We start from the raw sequence: 16,307 nt of genomic DNA, 5'->3' as shown, positions 1-16,307 counted from the left end.
CCACATTATTTCACCGGTCACACGATCTAACATAGCTTTTGCAGATAGACTTTTCCCCTCTCCGAGAAACGATCTATATTAAGCTACTTAGGGATTTACTACTGAATTGCTTATGCTTGCGCTTTGAATGCCTTTTTTCTCACCATATAAAAGGTAGATAAAAAACAATTTCGTTTATCAGCTTTATTTTAAAGACACACCTGTTTTTTACAGGATGCGTTCTCCCTTCTATCAGCCCTATCGCGTTCAATACACTTGTCGTTTCTAAACATGAACCACCAAGCATCACAATGGAACAATAGACACTCATCACTTTCATGGGCACTTGCATTGACAAGAGATAAACAAGAGTATTGATCATCACACACGGAGCAAAAATCTATAGCGACTACGCCATAGACTTTCGCCACGCACGGATTATTCTTAGAGCATATTTATGATGAGATAATCATTTATGACATCCTTTTTGTTACACCACAAAACGGGTTTTGCTAACGAGTTTTGCTATTGTGCAAATTTTTCAAGAGAAATCCTCACTCGCTCATAGATGACAAGATTTCTTTACCCAAGAAATGCACGATGCTCAACTTCGACTATTTGACAGTGATCATTTCAAATTTTAACCAACACGACAATACACCTACTCTAAACGATTTATGTACCACCTCATCCGCAACACATTACCAAATATCCGTACATTTCCTAGAAAAATTTTCACACTTTTACGCATAGTAAAAAAAAGATTAACTTTAATCATGTTGCACTCCATTTTAATTGATTTGGATTTTAAAATGCCCAAAAAAATCAAACAAAAATAGAGAGGTAAGTTACGAAAACTACAGGGTAAATTTTACTGCCCCAAAATGTCTATTTTCCCCCGCCTGAACAGTCAGAGGAACACTATAAAAAATATTTTTATTGAAAAACAATTACTTATAATCTAGGGAAGAAAAGTAAAAATCCCCCCAGAAAAAGAGATTATCTTCAAAATTATCAAAAAAAGCAGCACAATTTTAGTGATCTTTTTATTTTTTTTTTGATAAAATTAATTGGCAGGTGTCTTAGGCGCCCCTCCGGTAGGTTCCCAATTCGCAACAGCCGCTAATTCCTCAATAAGCTTCTCTCTTGGTAAATTATCATCATCCACCAACTTGTACTGAACGGCATTGTCACTAAGCCACTTTATAAGCGTTCCTTTAACAGTTTTACCACCCTCAGCCTCACTCACCGCTTCCCATGCCGCAACAATAGCAGCAAGCTTTGGAGCATAACGTGGATGCGTTGGATCTTGAAACGCATATTTTTGATCCTTAGTCTCAGCAAAATTATCCTCAGGGAAAAAAAACGCAGGACGCAGACCACGCAATAAAAGCCATTTTTTTAAATCATCAACGAGAACATATGAAGAATATGTCTCTATATAATTAGAAAAACTCGACCATTCTATCTTTAATTGATCGTCTTTTCCTGCCTGAACTATGGCATTATAAGCTCCTCGGAAACAAGCAGTTTTCTCTGATGATACGGAAAGGTTATCTTCGTAAATATCACTCTTTTCTGGTTCTGTTTCATCGTGAAACAAACACTTTCCTGGATTTAATCCAACTATTAAAAGCGCTGCCTGCGGTATTGTTAGTTTGTGCAAACCCAAAAACCATTCTAAACTATCATCAATTTCCATATATGCTCCCTTTTTTTCTGCACAATTTCGCTCTTTTTTAAAAACATCAAAAACGTTTGTTAACGCGTAGAGATTATGCACTTTTCACATTTCAACTCATCCCATACTTTAAATAAAAACACAGCACCCACACCCTTCCTTGTGATACACAAAAAAATGATTTGAATTGATTTAAGATAAGAAGTTTTGAAATGAGAGAATCCTACTGAATTTTGGGCTTTCATACAAGATATCAGGCAAGTTACAAGGCGATAAATGCCCCTTCATAAAGTGTAAATTTTTATGCGTGATCAAACAATTTGATATGATAATATCTCTGTCATTTATGCACTCCCACCCTTAAACCTGCCCCTGCAATTACAGCACAAAAGATAATTCGTTACACGCTAACAAATCCACCTAAATGCAAAAGCTGTAACAACGCTAAAATGCGCGTAAATATCATAAGAATACTGTCTTACACCTCCACAAGCAGAATGAGTGGCGTAAAACTGTACAATAAAATGCCATGCCTATAATGAACCGTGCTAAAGACTGTCGCAACACTGGGAGCTAAGGTGTACGATGATGCCAGCTTGCTCTTTTATGAAGCGTAAAGATTAAGAAGACTCAATGGAGTTTATATTATTTCATGGAAATTTTGCGGCTCTACCCTTCTATACTCTTCACGAGTCCCCTCGCGAAATGGGCTTTTATCCCTTGAAAAAGGTCTCTTTTAAAGAATCATTTCAAATTCTAAGAGCTGTTACAGTCTTTTGAACGCATCAAATGAATGATGATGCTAGCTTATTCCTTTCCTATATTCTCGAGCATCAATACATTAGAATGCTCCATTCAAACGCCCCTGTAGCAAAATAAAGCACATTGTCTCTTAAATTTTTTCACGTAATCATTTCTTTCATGCGCCCCTGTCGTCTCCATTTAATGAATCTCCTTATACTTTCTCAGCATCCCATCACCTTTTTTCTCAGTGCAACCTTTTTGTAATTTGTCAGTTTTTAACTTTTAGATTGACTTTCGGTTTATTTTTCTTATGTTTTAGAATTATTCTAAAGTGCAGAGGAACAGAAAATGTTGAGATCGTTTTTTTCATTTGTACAACGTAAAGCTCTGTCCTTTCGTTCAGCACAAAACGTGATACTTAAAGCGCTCAAATTAAAAGAGCAACATGCGGCGCTCTATTTAAAATATGCAAAAGCTCTAGAACCTTATTCCTCTAAGGAAGCCGCGGTTTTTACCGCTATGGGGCTTCAAGAGCTTAAAAATTATAAGCAACTTTTGTGCCTTTCTTGTCATAATCGTGCAAACACTATCGGTTCATTATGTGACAAAACTTCTCTTGTGAAAGAAAAGAGCCGCCATCCCTCCCAAAAAACAACAGCGGCAAATCACACCATAAAAAAACCTTCAAAAACGCAAAGACAAACACTTTTGACTTGGATTCAACCAGGTCTTGCAGGATTAATGGATGGCTCTGTCTCTACCCTTGCCCCCATTTTTGCCGCAGCTTTTGCCACGGGAGACACGCATCAAACTTTTTTGATAGGGCTCTCAGCTTCAATTGGTGCGGGACTTTCAATGGGTTTTACAGAAGCAGCCCATGATGACGGCAAATTATCAGGGCGTGGTTCGCCATTAAAAAGAGGTCTTGCCAGCGGCATCATGACAACATTAGGAGGACTAGGTCATACTCTTCCCTATTTGATCAACTCTTTTTATGTAGCGACAATTATTGCTTTTATCATTGTTTTTTTCGAACTAGGCGCCATCGTCTGGATTCAGAACAAATTCATGTCCACTCCCTTTTGGCGCGCCTCTTTACAGGTCATCATTGGTGGTGCTCTGGTTTTTGCCACGGGTATTCTTATCGGTAGTATCTAAAAAATCTTATCTGTAACCATAATTTAGATCTCAAATAAGCGCATGCCCCTAGGCATAAGCCATCCTTGATGATGCCATTATTGAAAAATGCCATTGATAATGTTAGGTGGTGTTGTGGAATATTTTAGGTCAGTAAGAGATGATAAGCAAGCTCTGGGGACAACCTATATCCACACACCTTTATCGACTTGGTTTTATAGATATCTTTTGTTAAAGTATCATTTTCTTCTAGACCTCATATTTTGGAAATGCCTTGATCATGTCGCACACTGAAACCAACGCCCCTTTAAACAACCATCCTGTCTCTTCTCAATCTTCACGTGCCCAGACTTTATTTGTTCAGCGTCTTGCACACGGACAAGGTTTAGAACTTCCTTGCTACGCGACAGCAGGTTCTGCGGGTCTTGATCTACGGGCAGCAATTGGAGAAGAAGAAACGCTTGTTCTTGCCCCTGGGCAGCGGGCACTTATTCCAACAGGTCTCATTTTTCATTTATCTCTTGGGTTTGAAGCACAAATACGTCCACGCTCTGGCTTAGCCTTAAAACACGGCATCACATGCCTCAACACTCCAGGAACGATTGATAGTGACTACCGTGGTGAAGTCAAAGTCCTTCTTATCAATTTAGGACAAGAAGACTTTTCAATCCAACGGGGCATGCGCATTGCCCAAACAGTCATCGCCCCCGTATCCCAAGTTAATGTTTGCGCCATTGAACCAGAGCAAAATACCCAAAGCCATAACGAGAGCCGTGGAACAGGAGGTTTTGGTTCAACGGGACACACTTAAGAAGCTCTGAAAATCGCTCCTCTCAAAATAACACATACTTATTCCAACCACTCTTTCACTGGAAATTCTTTGCGCTTTTAAAGTGCAGAAGGAGTGCGCATTTGCTTTCAAAGTTTTTTCACTAAACGCCCCTCTAAACGGGCATCCTTACTCTTCTCCTGTCTCTTCTCAATCTTCACATGCCCAGACTTTATCCGTTCAGCATCTTGCACTTGGGACAAGAAAGCTTCCTCATTACGCAACGGCTGGTTCTGCGGGTCTTGGATTTACAAGCAGCAAATTGGTAAAGAAGAAACGCTTGTTCTTGCCCCTGGGCAGCGGGCACTTATTCCAACAGGTCTCATTTTTCATTTATCACGTGGGGTTTGAAGCACGCATCCGTCCACGCTCTGGCTTAGCCTTAAAACACGGGCATCACATGCCTCAACACTCTAAGAACGATTGAGTGTGACTATCCGGAAGTGAAGTCAAACTCCTTCTTATCAATTTAGGACAAGAAGACTTTTCCATTTAAACAGGGCATGCGCATTGCCCAAACAGTCATCGCCCCCGTATCTCAAGTTAATGTTTGCGCCATTGAACCAGAGCAAAACACCCAAAGCCATAACGAGAGCCGTGGAACAGGAGGTTTTGGTTCAACGGGACACACTTAAGAAGCTCTGAAAAATCGCTCCTCTCAAAATAACACACATACTTATTCCAACCACTCTTTCACTGGAAATTCTTTGCGCTTTTAAAGTGCAGAAGGAATGCGCATTTGCTTTCAAAGTTTTTTCACTAAACGCTGCTCTAAACAATCATCTCTCAATTACGTCTCGTGCGCTATACAAAACTTCATTAACACCAGATACCCCTCCCCCATAACAAAAACATTGGCATTAACCATTGAGCGTTCACACACTGCTTGTAATGTCGACAATCTATACATCATACTGGAAATTCTTTGCGCTTTTAAAGTGCAGAAGGAGTGCGCATTTGCTTTCAAAGTTTTTTCACTAAACGCTGCTCTAAACAATCATCTCTCAATTACGTCTCGTGCGCTATACAAAACTTCATTAACACCAGATACCCCTCCCCCATAACAAAAACATTGGCATTAACCATTGAGCGTTCACACACTGCTTGTAATGTCGACAATCTATACATCATATTGATTTATAATAATAATGAATTGTCTTTCAACTTAAATGAGAAATCTCAATACTGTAAGATTGTTTCATGGCAAGCCTATTGATATTAAATCAATCAAAAGCATGTTTCTCACATTCCAAACGTGGTTAGCATACAGATAAAAACTGAAAAAATGCCTACAATGAATACGTATATTAACACTGTCTTGGGAAAAAAATATAAATACGATAATGGTGCTCGCTTACTCTTTTATTAAGCATAAAGAGAGTGAGGTTCGATAGATTTTTTGATTATTTTACGGGGGCTTTACCGTTATACCATTTATGAACACCGCCGCAAAAAGGGCTTTAAGATGTATTAAGACACACAACAATCGCCTCTGCTGTTTTCTTGATCGCACCTCTTGCGGCAAGATGAGTAGTGCTTAATCCTAAAAAACCGATTCAATATATGAATCCCCTGCATAATATCAAACCCATGCGTATTTGGTTTAATAAATCCACGGAACCCTCATCAATTTCACTCTACGACTTTGAGTAATATGCTTTGCTTCCTGCAACAAAGGCTGTTTTTTATCACTGATCAGAGACATCGGCTGGAATATTAGCGTTTCCCGTAGTGCTCGTTGTTACGGCATCCACATGCCCCACAACGTTACCGCCCGCTCCATCGACAGCAGCGTTCGCTACCCCTGTTGTTTTATTATTGATCTCACCTCTTGAGACAAGATTGGTAGAGTTTTGCAATCCTACAAGACCGATTTTATGATATCCAGCCATGCGTATTTGATTTAATAAATCGATGACAGTACCATAATCAATTTCGCTATCCGCTTTGATTAAAATTTTTGTCTCTAAATTTTGCGTCGTTTCCCTCAACAAAGCTTCTCTCAAAGCTGCTTGTTCTACAAGATGATCACCAATGTAAAGAGAACGATCTTTTTGCAACGTAACATAAAGAGGTTCATCAGACTGAACCACTGAAGGTGCTTGAGTTATAGAAGGAAGCTGAACGGAAATGGCAGATGTTGCCAAAGGCGCTGCAACCATAAAAACAATAAGCAACACCAATACAACATCAATAAAAGGGGTCACATTGATTTCGCTTTGCAACCCACTCTCGTCTATATCCCAATCATTATTAAGGCTTGCTTTCATTTTTTATGACTTTTCTGTTGTCTTTGTCTATCAAGTTCACGGCTCAAGAGCCTTTCAAGAGCAGCAGCGATATCACCTAAATCACTACGATAACCACTCAAAGCACGCATAAGGCTATTATACATAACAACGGCGGGAATAGCCACAAAAAGCCCAACAGCCGTTGCGAATAAGGCTTCAGCAATTCCAGGCGCCACCACATCAAGTCGCGTTGTTTGAGACTGAGCAATCCCAATAAAAGAATTCATAATTCCCCAAACAGTTGCAAAAAGACCAACAAAAGGAGCAATTGCGCCAATAGTTGCAAGAACAGCGCTTCCACATGCAACACGGCGTGTAGCAGCCAGCAAGCAGCGTGACAAAAGTGAATGAACCCTTTCTTTTAAACCTTCATGAACATCGCGAGCCTTAGCATCGCGAACATCGCGGGAAACATCTTCATATTGATTGCTCTCCTCATAAAAGAGAATATCTTCAATCGTTTGTGCCCTTTCCTCTGTACTGGTTTTTTCACCAGAGCTTTCGTTTATCCCTTCAGGAGCAGAAAAATGAACCTGTTGTGCAGAAAGATACACCTCTTTAAGGACTTCTTTGAGAAAAAACACACCAGCCCCTTTGCTTTCTTTCAAGCTAGCTGCCAAACGCGTAAGAGTCTGAGCATTTAGAACCAATTGAAGTTCATGACGTACTCTTCGTTTTACCAAAGTGATCTCAACAATTTTCACAAAAGCAATTGTCCAAGACATAAGAGAAGCAAGTAACAAAATAATGATAACGGCTTTCACCACCCAATCAGCAGCCATAAACATAGAAAGAGGAGAAAAATCATGCACTGTCAATACAGCAGACATATTATCTAAAGGGACTGTTTTATCTAAAGGGACTGTTTCAGATTCCATTTTTATCTCACATTCTTGTGCTCTTATCTTTATTTATGAGCTGGATCGTCACCCCGCATAGCATCACTGTTCCAAAATGCCACTACCCTTTTAACGTCACTTGTGTATTCCTCTTAAGAAAGAAAACTTGATAAATCAAGTATAGTTTTATTCCACAAGCTCTCTCTTGTTTTAAAGAAATTACTCAAGAAATTTTTCTCTAACAATTCAACAAGTTTATCTTACCCAATCAATTTATTGCATAAATTAGGCAAAATGATAAACTTACAAGAAGTATCGCATATAATATTTTAATTTATAAGAATAATTTATCATCGTTCCTGTTAAATAAATCTCTCATATCGCAAAGTTTCTCTCATTTCAGCGGCTCTTTTAAAGCCAACAAAATATTTGCTTACATGAAACAAGCAGCAAAAATATCATAAAACTCTTGAAAAAAAGGATACGCACATCTCTAAAAACCCGTGCACTGAAGTACCTCTTCTACCCTAAAATAAAAATATACCTTACGTTTAAAAAAAGAACGATCGCAATATTTTAAACTGACCAAAAGTATCATGGGGAGCGCGTGTTGCCCCCAAATACATAGAGAGCAAAGAGCTGCAATATTATTTTCTTTTTCTTCTGCAAAAGCATAAAAATGACATTATTTCTGCCGCAAAATCGCAACAACGATGTTTTTTACCTGTCACAAGCCTAAAAAATAAACCTCAACAGGCTTTTTAAAAAACTTTTATAAAAAACTGCGCCACGAGAAACTGAAGAATGGTGCTAAATTGCTGCAAAAGCATAAGACAATTCTCAACAGATGCGACCCTTTACAGACAAAGCATATCGTATAGGAAAGATTTATTTTATCAAAAACAGTTTTAAATTCGACAAAATGAAAGGAACCAAAAAAAGCTTTTGGCGTTACTCAAGCAGTGAAAATTTTCACTCCAATGCAAATGATCACTATGAACACACCAATACAAATATAATGAATCAAGAGGGAAAAATACCATGGCCCATAATAAAACAACACAGCACGATAAATCAGCCGTAGAAAAAGACCAACAAAAAGACCTACAAGGACAATTAGAAACGTTACGCACTGAAATTTCAGGGATTACCTCAACCCTAACAGATCTTGGTGCAAACAAATTCAACGCCGCCAAAGACAAAGCGGAAAAACTATATCACTCAGCGAAAGAAAGTGGTGAAGACATGATGTCTCAAGCAAAAGACAAAATCAGTGATCTTGAACAAACCATGAATCAATGCGTTCGCAAAAATCCTGGCAAAAGCGTTTTGTTTGCCGCAGGGGTTGGTTTTATTCTTTCTCAATTACTGCGTCGTTAAGCAATGCATAAGTTTATCGCGCCTCTTTTAAACCATCTTGTCGGTGGAGGGCTTAAAAGCACAGTCAAGCAAGTACGCCTTCAAGCAATTTTCTATGGGTTTATTGGCATTTCATTCTTCATGTCTTTGCTTTTTTTATGTACCATCGGTTTTATTGCGTTATGTTCTGTTATGAAGCCTCTTGCTGCCGCCAGTATCATGTTTTTAATTTGTCTTTCTCTTGCAGGATTAGGTCTTATTATCAGTCGCGTTCTCAAAACTTATCAACGCTATGACCAACAAAAAAAGACAGAAGAACAACGCCACAAACTCATGACAGATGCGACCGTTTCCAGCCTTGCAGCTCTCAGTCAACATCTCCCTTTTGCCAAATTGGGTGTTCCCATTCTCGGACTTGCAACTTATTTTTTGTGGAAAAAAGATAAAAAAGACCGCTTTTCAAAGTAAAATATGTAAAACTGTCACTCTAAATTCCCCCTCAGTGTGCTTTCTTTTATAGCAAAAGAAAGCACATTTTTTTCCTCATAGTCTCTTTAGCTTCTTCAAAAGCCTGAAAAAAAATCCCCTTCATTTTGCTAAAAATTCCATAGAACCGCTACACTCTCTTTCAGATTGCAACCCATATTTCATGAACATAACAACATAAGGCAAAACTTACATTAAAAATTCTGGTTTGATTTGAAGCAATTGGTTGTTTTTTGAAGGCAAGGTGTTTTCAGTTTTACCTTTTCTCTATTTTTTCATAAACCTTTTTTCATGACCATAGGTCACATCAGTAGTTTGCATGTGTTCAGATTTTTCTGAACACTCATGTTTGTTACAATGACTATTTTGTTTAGGGGAAGGAAACGCGCTCTCCCATAGCGCTGTAGTGAGCAACCTATATGCGTAAGCGAGTTTTAAACACAACAAATTTCCATAACGAGCGTTGTCCACCAAGGACTGTGTGGATTATAATTAACTTTTTTCTGATAAGATTCGCAGTAGAATATTGTCTTGATTTTTAAATAGCGCTTGAGAGAACGCTTTATCAATAATGGTCAATATTAATTATGGTCAATGGGATTATAGCTTCCATGATCTCTTCGCCAATCTTCTGGTTGTTGAAATTGGCTCGACCATAAACCGTTTTGTGCTTTTTGAGCAGCAGATTGTAAGTTTTTATAGTCTGCTGGGGATGGAAAATGATGCTGATCTTTTGTCAACACCATCAACCCTTCAGCAAGCCCCAACCGCGCCAGATCAACCCCATCTACAAAACATTGTGCATAATGAACCTGTTGAACGACACGTGCTTGCCGACAAGTAACCTTTTTATCAATTGTTTTTGAAACAAGCCAAGCCGTAACAAAAGCACCGCAAGGCCACTTAACTCCGTTGCGTGAGGCAAATTGCCTCATTTCACAGCTTTCCACACCATATAAGCGGATATCACGGATGATCTTTTTTCTCCACCCATCATCTACAAGCGTAATCATTTTAAAGGTCACACCACTTGTAACCTGTATAGCACCGGAATAGACCGGCACATTTTCTTCATAAAATTGTGATGCGAGTGGTTCTGGATGCAATACCACATTTTGTTGGCTTACGTCTTGTTGGTTTGCATAATCTATCAATTGTGACTTCGGATTTTGAACGGGGTTTCCAATTGTCTTTTCTGATCCTTTTAAAAAAGAAGTTTGAGTAAGTTGTTCATTATGTTGACTTAAATAAAAGTATCCTAAAATAATAATACAAATTAAGATAATATATTTAGGCGCTGATCGAAGATATTTTAAAAGTATCATTTTGAATATTGCTGTATTTTTGTTCATTAAATAATAAAAGATTAAATATTATTAATTTATCGATAGAAAAAAATATTTTTTTCATTTATATGATTCCCGATTAATATTTTGAATATTAATTTTATGATCAACTTAAACATAAAGCGGGGGAATTTTCATGAAAAACATGAATAATTCGTTCATTAATGAACATACCTTACAAAAAACTATTCTATCCAACACCCAAAAGAAATGGTTAACAGCAGCATTGATGCTGTTTATTGCCTTCATCGCACTGAGTGAACCAGCATTTGCCGCAGGTGACTTTGGAAAAATTGAAGGCGCTCTTGATAAATTAGTCAAAGCTTTAACAGGAAACATTGCAAAATCGATTGCGACGATTGCGGTTGCTGGTATTGGGCTTGCATGGATTGCTGGTTATGTTGAAATGCGTAAAGCTTTCTTTGTTTGTATTGGCATCGGCATTGTTTTTGGTGCACCACAAATCGCATCAATGTTTATGTCTTAATTCGCTTAACTTTAGCCTTTCAAAGCCATGAAAGAGCACGACAAGCTAACAGAAGATACGTTATTTCTTGCTTGCACGCGCCCTGCAATGATCGCAGGCGTGACGGTGGAAGCTATGGGATTAAATGCGATAGGAACGATGATGTTGTTTATTATGACAGGCAATATTTTTCTTATCACCTTTGGTGTGATGCTGCATTTCATATTCAAGGAAATCCTAAAGCATGACCATAACAAATTTCGTATTCTTCTGACATGGCAAAAGACATCTATTTTTGCCAGAAATTCGAGTCTATGGGGTGGGGGAAGTATTTCTCCATTACGATTAATTCGTAATTATGAGGAATTACAATGAATAGAACAGAGCGCAAACGTGAAAAGCAGCCAGAGGCGATCATTCCTTATGTGCGCCATGTCAACAAGCACATCATTGCGCTGGATTCACGCGCTCTCATGAGCGTTATTAAACTTGAAGGCATTAACTTTGAGACAGCGGATATTATTGATCTGAATGTGCTTCACGAACAGCTCAATAATCTGTTTAAAAACATAGCGGATGAACGGATAGCGCTTTATAGCCATATTATCAGAAAGCGTGAAACTGTTTATCCGGATGGGACTTTCAGATCGGCATTTGCCAAGCAATTAGATGATAAATATCGCGACCGGATGATTTCACAGGAGCTTTATCGCAATGAGCTTTATCTTTCGATTTTGTGGAATCCACACGTTGATCAAACGGATAAATTAGTGGAGTTTTTCAAACGTTTAGGCAAAGCCAAGCAAGAAAAGACAGAAGTTGATGCAGAGTCCATTCGCAAGCTTGAAGATATTACAACAGATCTTATTCAAAATTTAGAGCGCTATGGTGCAAGAAGATTGAGTCTTTATGAACATGAAGGCAATATTTATTCGCAGCAAAGTGAGTTTATCCACCAATTGGTGGGAGGTCGTCGTGAACGTATCCCTCTCACATGGGGGACGATAGCTTCAACTGTTTATTCAGACCGTCTCATTTTTGGAAAAGAGATCATAGAAATACGCACCGAGGCGGCACAGCGGTTTGCGGGCATGTTTGGTTGGAAAGAATATCCAGCAAAAACCAGGGTAGGCATGGCGGATGGTTTGCTCACCCTTCCCTTTGAGTTTATTTTCACCCAATCTTTTATTTTCAAGAGCAAAAACATTGCCAAGCAGATTATGGGGCGCAAACAAAACCAAATGGTCAATGCAGGAGACCGTGCGGGCTCACAAATTATGGAACTGGATGATGCGCTTGATGATCTTGAATCCAATCGTTTTGTTTTAGGGGAGCATCATTTATCATTGGCAGTTTTTGCTGATACGCCGCAAGAGTTAGCGGATAATCTTGCCAAAGCGCGTTCTCGTCTTACAGATGGTGGGGCTGTCATTGCGCGGGAAGATTTAGGGTTAGCGGCGGCTTGGTGGGCACAATTGCCTGGCAATTATGCTTATCGCACCCGCTCTGGTGCAATAACAAGCCGCAATTATGCAGCGCTTTCTCCTTTTCATTCTTTTCCGGTTGGGAAAATAGATGGCAATGTATGGGGACCAGCGGTAGCCTTGATGAAAACCTCTGCTGGTTCACCGTTTTATTTTAACTTTCACTTTGGTGATTTAGGCAATACGTTTGTTTGTGGTCCCTCTGGTTCTGGGAAAACGGTTATTGTCAATTTTCTTTTAGCGCAACTTCAAAAGCATGATCCCAATATGGTCTTTTTTGACAAAGATCGGGGCGCAGAACTTTTTGTCAGAGCGGGTGGTGGCACTTATATGCCCTTGAAGAATGGTAGACCGACAGGCATAGCACCGCTAAAAGGCTTAGACTATAACAATCCAGCAGATAGAGTTTTTTTACGCCAATGGATTATAAAGCTTGTTTCGTCTGAAGATCAAAAGATCAGTGAATCAGAAAGACAAGATATTTCTGCTGCTGTTGACCAACTTGCCTTGTTGCCAAAAGAACAACGGACGATCTCCGCCTTACAAATGTTTTTTGACACCACGCACAGGGAGGGGATAGCGGGTCGTTTAGAAAGATGGTGTAAAGGCAATGCCTTAGGGTGGGTTTTTGACAATCCTGATGACGACATTGGCATTGATGCAAAATTTATTGGTTATGACATGACGGATTTTTTAGACAATAATGAAATTCGTCCCCCCTTAATGATGTATCTTTTTCATAGGATTTTGTCTCTGATTGATGGACGTCGTATTATCATTGTCATTGATGAGTTTTGGAAAGCCTTAGAGGATGATTCCTTTAAAGCCTTTGCGCAAGACAGGCTGAAAACTATCCGTAAACAAAATGGTTTGATGTTGTTTGCAACGCAATCTCCCAAAGATGCGATCAATTCGACCATTGCCCACACCATTATAGAGCAATGCCCCACACAAATTTATTTTCCCAATCAAAAGGGCAATCATGGGGATTATGTAGAAGGTTTTAAATTATCGGACAGAGAATTTAACCTGATACAATCAGAATTAAGCCGTGAGTCACGGCGTTTTCTCATCAAACAAGGACAAAGTTCAGTTGTAGCAGAGCTAAATTTACGCGGCTTTGATGATGAAATAGCCATTTTAAGTGGCACCACCAAGAATATTGAACTCCTAGAGACCATTATGGATGAAGTTGGACAATCTCCAGAAAAATGGCTTCCTATTTTTCAAGAAAGGTCAAAGCAATGAAAAAACTTTTATTGGCAACAGCTCTTTGCGCAATTTCTTTTGGTTTAACAACCAATTCATTTGGTTTTGGCGGTATTGTATTTGATCCCAAGGCTTTTGGACAAATGATTAAACAAGTTCAACAAGGCCAACAACAGCTTAACAAGTTGCAAGAACAAATTCAACAAGGTGCACAACAGCTTGACCAATTAAAGAGCCAACTCGATCAAGCGAAACAATTATATAACTCCTTAAATGTCAAGCCTGACATTTCGGGATTGAAAGAGATGTTTAACAAGCAAGGGAGCAGTGGCGCCCTTCCTTCAGACTTTAACCACTTTCAACAATCGATGGGCAGCGGCGGTGGTGGCGGCGGTGGTGGCAGCAAAAACACGCAAAAATGGCAAGAAGAACTTAAATACAAAGAGCCCGCGGGGGGCGCAGACTCAAAAGAGGCAGTAGATGCTTTTTACACACAGGAAGTGAAAAAAGCTGAACAGCGCGTAGTAGGACAAGCAGCAAAAGGACAAGACGTCTACGAAGAAGCCAGTGAAACACAAAAAAACATTACCAAGCTTCTTGACGAACTTGGAAGTACTGAAGATGCGGGTAAAATTCAAGGCATTCAAGCACAACTAGAAGCGATACAAGCAAAACTCCAAACACAAGTCCTTCAAATGCAAGCCGCCGCAATGATTCAACAAGCAGAAGAAAAAGCGGCAGAAAGACGTGAAATAGAAGAATTTAAAGCACGAACCAAAGCTTTAGCCCAAAAAATGCGTGGTCAATAAACGAGAAAAAAGAGGGGCTTGAATATGAACAAGATCATCATAACAACATTGCTACTTTGCACAGGGCTCATCACCACTGGATGTGAAAAAACCTATAGCGTCGCAGAATTTAAAAAAGATAAAAAATTGATGGAAGAGTGGAATGCTAAATGTGGATTCGCAGGAACTGCCAAAAATTGTGAAAACCTAAGATTAGCACAACTTGAACTTGAAAAGGAATATGAAGCAAAAGCTGAAGAAAGAGCGCGTGAACGCGAAGAAGAAGATCGTAAAGCGCTAGAAGAATATCGAGCCAAACTACGAGCTAGACATGAAAAATGGAAAATTGATTTTGAAAAAAGGCAAGCTGAAATAGAAAAAAAAGAAGCTGAAGAAAAAGCAAAAGAACAAGCCGAACGAGAAGCAGAAGAGCGCGCTAAACAACAACAGGACAATAAATAATGAATAAAGTTCTCATAACAACATTGCTACTTTGCACTGGGCTCATCGCTGCTGGCTGTGAAAAAACCTACAGCGTAGAAGAATTTAAAAAAAATGAAAGCTTAATAAGAGAGTTTCAATGGAAGTGTGGAGCTTCTGATAATTCGAAAAATTGTCAAAATGTGCGACAAGCCGCGAAGGAACTTGATGAAGAACATTCTAAGAGAGCGTTAGAAAATTATAATAAAGCTCTAGAGAAAATAAATAAAAGGCGAGAAGAACGAGAAGCAGAAGAGCGCGCTAAACAACAACAGGACAATAAATAATGAATAAAGTTCTCGTAACAACATTGCTACTTTGCACAGGGATGATCACGGCTGGTTGCGAAAAAACCTACAGCGTCGCTGAATTTAAAAAAGATGAAAAATTACGCCTAGAGTGGGATGCGAAATGTGGATTTGCAGGAACTTCAAAAAATTGTGAAAACATGCGGTTAGCATTTTTAGAACTTGATAAGGAACGTCAGGCACAAGCAGCAGAAAGAGAGCGTCAAGCGGAAGAGAACAATCGCAAAAGATATGAAGAATTTATGGCGAAACAAAAAGCTGATCTTGAAAAAATGAGAGCTGAGACTCAAAAAATACTCGAAAAACAAAGAGCGGAAACACGCGCTGAAGAAGAACGAAGAGCAAAAGAGAGCGCGGCAGAAGAACAAAATAATCATTAATACACGATAAATAGCGGAGCATCTAAATGGCAATAATAACCAAAGGCGTATTTACTGACATAGATGATATGTTGATGAAGCCCCTTACAAAAACAATGGATAGCACCATTACACATCGCTACTGCGCTTTAGCTGCTCAACTTAAAGAACCTTACAGATTATACAATATATTTATGGCAACATTATGTCTGTGCTCTAGATTTATCATCACTGGTTATAAAAACCGATAACACAAGCAGAATTTAAAGATTGTGCTCAAACCTTGTAAAACTGAAAGAAAGAAGGGGAAATATCGATGAATAAAGTTCTCATAACAACATTGCTACTTGGCACTGGAATTATCGCTGCTGGCTGTGAAAAAACCTATAGCGTCGCAGAATTTAAAAAAGATAAAAATTTACGCTTAGAGTGGGATGCTAGATGTGGATTTGCAGGAACTTCAAAAAATTGTGAAAACATGCGGTTAGCATTTTTAGAACTTCAGAAAGAATATGAAGCAAA

At 39.0% G+C, this 16,307-nt stretch carries 17 protein-coding genes and 1 pseudogene; 13 read left to right on the top strand and 5 right to left on the bottom strand.

The features are described 5' to 3' along the window. Positions 1-1,045: 1,045 nt before the first annotated feature. Positions 1,046-1,681 (bottom strand): hypothetical protein, encoded by a 636-nt coding sequence (locus tag ACFIKN_RS08745; RefSeq protein WP_375658278.1) that lies wholly within the window; start codon positions 1,679-1,681, stop codon positions 1,046-1,048. 1,071 nt (positions 1,682-2,752) lie between these two features. Here ACFIKN_RS08745 and ACFIKN_RS08740 point away from each other — a divergent pair. From ACFIKN_RS08740 to dut (ACFIKN_RS08730), 3 genes and pseudogenes are all read left to right on the top strand, one after another. Beyond that, positions 2,753-3,562, top strand: a complete 810-nt coding sequence (locus ACFIKN_RS08740) for a VIT1/CCC1 transporter family protein (protein WP_375637786.1) — start codon at positions 2,753-2,755, stop codon at positions 3,560-3,562. Between the two features lie 259 nt (positions 3,563-3,821). Beyond that, positions 3,822-4,352 (top strand): dUTP diphosphatase, encoded by a 531-nt coding sequence (gene dut, locus ACFIKN_RS08735; RefSeq protein WP_375637785.1) that lies wholly within the window; start codon positions 3,822-3,824, stop codon positions 4,350-4,352. Positions 4,353-4,434: 82 nt separating this feature from the next. After that, positions 4,435-5,005: pseudogene (gene dut / locus ACFIKN_RS08730) on the top strand (dUTP diphosphatase). Positions 5,006-5,160: 155 nt separating this feature from the next. Here the strand turns inward: dut (ACFIKN_RS08730) and ACFIKN_RS08725 are convergent. From ACFIKN_RS08725 to ACFIKN_RS08715, 3 genes are all read right to left on the bottom strand, one after another. Beyond that, entirely contained in the window at positions 5,161-5,283 is a 123-nt protein-coding gene (locus ACFIKN_RS08725; protein ID WP_375654362.1) for a hypothetical protein, read from the bottom strand. A gap of 775 nt (positions 5,284-6,058) precedes the next feature. Further along, positions 6,059-6,640, bottom strand: coding sequence for a biopolymer transporter ExbD (locus ACFIKN_RS08720; RefSeq protein WP_375630957.1), 582 nt, complete (start codon positions 6,638-6,640; stop codon positions 6,059-6,061). Next, a complete protein-coding gene (locus ACFIKN_RS08715; RefSeq protein ID WP_375630956.1) occupies positions 6,637-7,539 on the bottom strand; it encodes a MotA/TolQ/ExbB proton channel family protein in 903 nt (300 codons plus the stop codon). The genes ACFIKN_RS08720 and ACFIKN_RS08715 overlap by 4 nt, the downstream gene beginning before the upstream one ends. 1,002 nt (positions 7,540-8,541) lie before the next feature. On the opposite strand from ACFIKN_RS08715, the gene ACFIKN_RS08710 reads away from it, so the two are divergent. Then, on the top strand, positions 8,542-8,880 hold the full coding sequence (locus tag ACFIKN_RS08710; RefSeq protein WP_375613241.1) for a YqjD family protein: 339 nt from the start codon (positions 8,542-8,544) through the stop codon (positions 8,878-8,880). A 3-nt stretch (positions 8,881-8,883) separates the two neighbouring features. Beyond that, complete coding sequence (locus ACFIKN_RS08705) at positions 8,884-9,327, top strand: hypothetical protein (protein ID WP_375630955.1); 444 nt, start codon at positions 8,884-8,886, stop codon at positions 9,325-9,327. 599 nt (positions 9,328-9,926) lie between these two features. On the opposite strand, the gene ACFIKN_RS08700 is transcribed toward ACFIKN_RS08705, so the two are convergent. After that, a complete protein-coding gene (locus ACFIKN_RS08700) occupies positions 9,927-10,670 on the bottom strand; it encodes a nuclease (RefSeq protein WP_375658277.1) in 744 nt (247 codons plus the stop codon). Positions 10,671-10,827: 157 nt separating this feature from the next. On the opposite strand from ACFIKN_RS08700, the gene ACFIKN_RS08695 reads away from it, so the two are divergent. The 8 genes from ACFIKN_RS08695 to ACFIKN_RS08660 form a co-directional block, all read left to right on the top strand. Next, positions 10,828-11,178 carry a TrbC/VirB2 family protein gene (locus ACFIKN_RS08695; protein ID WP_273791705.1) on the top strand — a complete coding sequence of 117 codons (351 nt, stop codon included), beginning with the start codon at positions 10,828-10,830 and terminating at the stop codon, positions 11,176-11,178. 27 nt (positions 11,179-11,205) lie between these two features. Then, positions 11,206-11,532, top strand: coding sequence for a type IV secretion system protein VirB3 (locus ACFIKN_RS08690; RefSeq protein ID WP_273791704.1), 327 nt, complete (start codon positions 11,206-11,208; stop codon positions 11,530-11,532). After that, on the top strand, positions 11,529-13,889 hold the full coding sequence (locus ACFIKN_RS08685; protein WP_375630952.1) for a VirB4 family type IV secretion/conjugal transfer ATPase: 2,361 nt from the start codon (positions 11,529-11,531) through the stop codon (positions 13,887-13,889). The genes ACFIKN_RS08690 and ACFIKN_RS08685 overlap by 4 nt, the downstream gene beginning before the upstream one ends. After that, the gene (locus tag ACFIKN_RS08680) at positions 13,886-14,659 is read left to right on the top strand and encodes a type IV secretion system protein (RefSeq protein WP_375658276.1); all 774 of its coding nucleotides are present in this window, start codon (positions 13,886-13,888) and stop codon (positions 14,657-14,659) included. The genes ACFIKN_RS08685 and ACFIKN_RS08680 overlap by 4 nt, the downstream gene beginning before the upstream one ends. A gap of 24 nt (positions 14,660-14,683) precedes the next feature. After that, positions 14,684-15,100 carry an EexN family lipoprotein gene (locus ACFIKN_RS08675; protein ID WP_375658275.1) on the top strand — a complete coding sequence of 139 codons (417 nt, stop codon included), beginning with the start codon at positions 14,684-14,686 and terminating at the stop codon, positions 15,098-15,100. Beyond that, positions 15,100-15,405, top strand: coding sequence for an EexN family lipoprotein (locus ACFIKN_RS08670; protein ID WP_375658274.1), 306 nt, complete (start codon positions 15,100-15,102; stop codon positions 15,403-15,405). Before ACFIKN_RS08675 ends, ACFIKN_RS08670 begins: the two co-directional genes overlap by 1 nt. Continuing rightward, positions 15,405-15,806: an EexN family lipoprotein gene (locus ACFIKN_RS08665; protein ID WP_375658273.1), complete on the top strand. Its 402-nt coding sequence runs from the start codon at positions 15,405-15,407 to the stop codon at positions 15,804-15,806. Before ACFIKN_RS08670 ends, ACFIKN_RS08665 begins: the two co-directional genes overlap by 1 nt. Before the next feature lie 295 nt (positions 15,807-16,101). Next, a partial coding sequence (locus ACFIKN_RS08660) for an EexN family lipoprotein (RefSeq protein WP_375658272.1) occupies positions 16,102-16,307 on the top strand: 206 nt, incomplete at its 3' end.

The sequence above is a fragment of the Bartonella sp. CL436QHHD genome, from assembly GCF_042195105.1.
Classification (GTDB): domain Bacteria; phylum Pseudomonadota; class Alphaproteobacteria; order Rhizobiales; family Rhizobiaceae; genus Bartonella.
This window is presented reverse-complemented; position numbering and strand designations above follow the sequence as displayed.

Excerpts from the sequence above, each read along its gene's own strand:
- ACFIKN_RS08710 (WP_375613241.1), top strand. The coding sequence starts at position 8,542 with ATGGCCCATAATAAAACAACACAGCACGATAAATCAGCCGTAGAAAAA.
- ACFIKN_RS08665 (WP_375658273.1), top strand. The coding sequence starts at position 15,405 with ATGAATAAAGTTCTCGTAACAACATTGCTACTTTGCACAGGGATGATC.
- ACFIKN_RS08690 (WP_273791704.1), top strand. The coding sequence starts at position 11,206 with ATGAAAGAGCACGACAAGCTAACAGAAGATACGTTATTTCTTGCTTGC.
- ACFIKN_RS08680 (WP_375658276.1), top strand. The coding sequence starts at position 13,886 with ATGAAAAAACTTTTATTGGCAACAGCTCTTTGCGCAATTTCTTTTGGT.
- ACFIKN_RS08715 (WP_375630956.1), bottom strand. The coding sequence starts at position 7,539 with ATGGAATCTGAAACAGTCCCTTTAGATAAAACAGTCCCTTTAGATAAT.
- ACFIKN_RS08685 (WP_375630952.1), top strand. The coding sequence starts at position 11,529 with ATGAATAGAACAGAGCGCAAACGTGAAAAGCAGCCAGAGGCGATCATT.
- ACFIKN_RS08705 (WP_375630955.1), top strand. The coding sequence starts at position 8,884 with ATGCATAAGTTTATCGCGCCTCTTTTAAACCATCTTGTCGGTGGAGGG.
- ACFIKN_RS08675 (WP_375658275.1), top strand. The coding sequence starts at position 14,684 with ATGAACAAGATCATCATAACAACATTGCTACTTTGCACAGGGCTCATC.
- ACFIKN_RS08740 (WP_375637786.1), top strand. The coding sequence starts at position 2,753 with ATGTTGAGATCGTTTTTTTCATTTGTACAACGTAAAGCTCTGTCCTTT.
- ACFIKN_RS08745 (WP_375658278.1), bottom strand. The coding sequence starts at position 1,681 with ATGGAAATTGATGATAGTTTAGAATGGTTTTTGGGTTTGCACAAACTA.
- ACFIKN_RS08670 (WP_375658274.1), top strand. The coding sequence starts at position 15,100 with ATGAATAAAGTTCTCATAACAACATTGCTACTTTGCACTGGGCTCATC.
- ACFIKN_RS08700 (WP_375658277.1), bottom strand. The coding sequence starts at position 10,670 with ATGATACTTTTAAAATATCTTCGATCAGCGCCTAAATATATTATCTTA.
- ACFIKN_RS08695 (WP_273791705.1), top strand. The coding sequence starts at position 10,828 with ATGAAAAACATGAATAATTCGTTCATTAATGAACATACCTTACAAAAA.
- ACFIKN_RS08720 (WP_375630957.1), bottom strand. The coding sequence starts at position 6,640 with ATGAAAGCAAGCCTTAATAATGATTGGGATATAGACGAGAGTGGGTTG.
- ACFIKN_RS08725 (WP_375654362.1), bottom strand. The coding sequence starts at position 5,283 with ATGATGTATAGATTGTCGACATTACAAGCAGTGTGTGAACGCTCAATG.
- dut (WP_375637785.1), top strand. The coding sequence starts at position 3,822 with ATGTCGCACACTGAAACCAACGCCCCTTTAAACAACCATCCTGTCTCT.